Raw genomic sequence first — 1,484 nt, 5'->3', positions numbered from 1 at the left:
TACGAAACCGATAAACGCGATCATAAAAAGGATCTGATCTTCGCGCTGATCGCCACCTTCTACGCACTGCTGATGCTGTACGCCGGTGGTATGAAGTATCTGCTGCTCTCCGCCATCATCTATGGCCCAGGCACGCTGCTATACATTATGGCCAAACGTGAACAGCACGCAAAAGTGTTCACCCCGGCCGAGATGGGGCTCTTTGTAATCGTTATGGTCGCCGCCGTTGCTGCAATCTACAGCATTGCCACTGGCGTTATCACAATCTGATCGAGGCAAGTCATTATGTCGACTAAAAAAAAGACGCAGTCCAAGTTTGGTGTTCATTCAGAAGTAGGGAAATTACATAAAGTCATGGTCTGCGCCCCTGGCAAGGCGCATAACCGGCTGACACCGAGTAATTGTGATGAGCTGTTGTTTGATGACGTGCTGTGGGTTGAGCGCGCCAAGCGTGACCATTTTGACTTCATGACCAAGATGCGTGAACACGGCGTGGACGTGGTTGAAATGCACAACCTGCTGGCCGAAACCCTGGCGCTGCCTGAAGCCAGAAAGTGGATCCTGGATCAGCAGATTGTGCCTAATGAAGTGTCGCTGGGGATCTTGAATGAAACCCGTAGCTTCCTTGATGGCCTGGCACCACGGGCATTGGCGGAGGTACTGATCGGAGGCCTCTCCACTACCGAGCTGGCCAAAGAAGGCTATGCCGACCACGAAGAGCTGAAACTGATCCGCGAAGCGGTAGGCATTACAGAATACCTGCTGCCACCGCTGCCGAATACCTTATATACCCGTGATACCACCTGCTGGATCTACGGCGGCGTGACCTTGAACCCACTGTATTGGCCTGCCCGTCACGAAGAAACCATTCTGACCACGGCGATCTACAAGTTCCACCCAGACTTTGGCGAAGCCAATGTTAACGTCTGGTGGGGGGACCCAACGGTGCACCACGGTACCGCCACGCTCGAAGGTGGGGACGTGATGCCGATCGGCAACAAAACGGTGCTGATTGGGATGAGTGAGCGTACTTCGCATCAGGCGATCACCCAACTGGCCGCCGCGCTGTTTGCCAACAAACATTCCGGTGTTGAACGGGTGATGATTGCCGCCATGCCGAAACTGCGTGCAGCCATGCACCTGGATACGGTATTTACCTTCTGCGATCGCGATGTGGTGACGCTCTACCCGGCGATCGTCAATCAGATCAAAACCTTCTCACTGCGCCCGGATGATGGCCCAACCGGCATGAAGCTGAGCCGCGATAAAGGCACCTTTGTTGAAGCCATTGCCGGAGCACTGAACCTGAAAAAACTGCGGGTGGTGGAAACCGAAGGCAACGACTACGACACCGAACGCCAACAATGGGACAGCGGCAACAATATGGTGGCGCTCTCTCCTGGGGTGGTGCTGGCTTACGATCGTAATACCAAAACCAATACCCAGCTACGCAAAGAAGGGGTTGAGGTCATTGAGATTGTCGG

At 54.2% G+C, this 1,484-nt stretch carries 1 protein-coding gene and 1 pseudogene; both read left to right on the top strand.

The window, feature by feature from the left end; genetic code table 11:
* A pseudogene (locus tag A6U95_RS26835) lies at window positions 1-270 on the top strand (arginine-ornithine antiporter); the annotation flags it as partial.
* Between the two features lie 15 nt (window positions 271-285).
* A partial coding sequence (locus A6U95_RS26830) for an arginine deiminase (RefSeq protein ID WP_065686704.1) occupies window positions 286-1,484 on the top strand: 1,199 nt, incomplete at its 3' end.

Source organism: Serratia sp. 14-2641 (assembly GCF_001692375.1).
GTDB lineage: Bacteria > Pseudomonadota > Gammaproteobacteria > Enterobacterales > Enterobacteriaceae > Chania > Chania fonticola_C.
The sequence above is the reverse complement of the archived record's forward strand: the minus strand, read 5'-3'. Positions and strand labels throughout refer to the sequence as shown.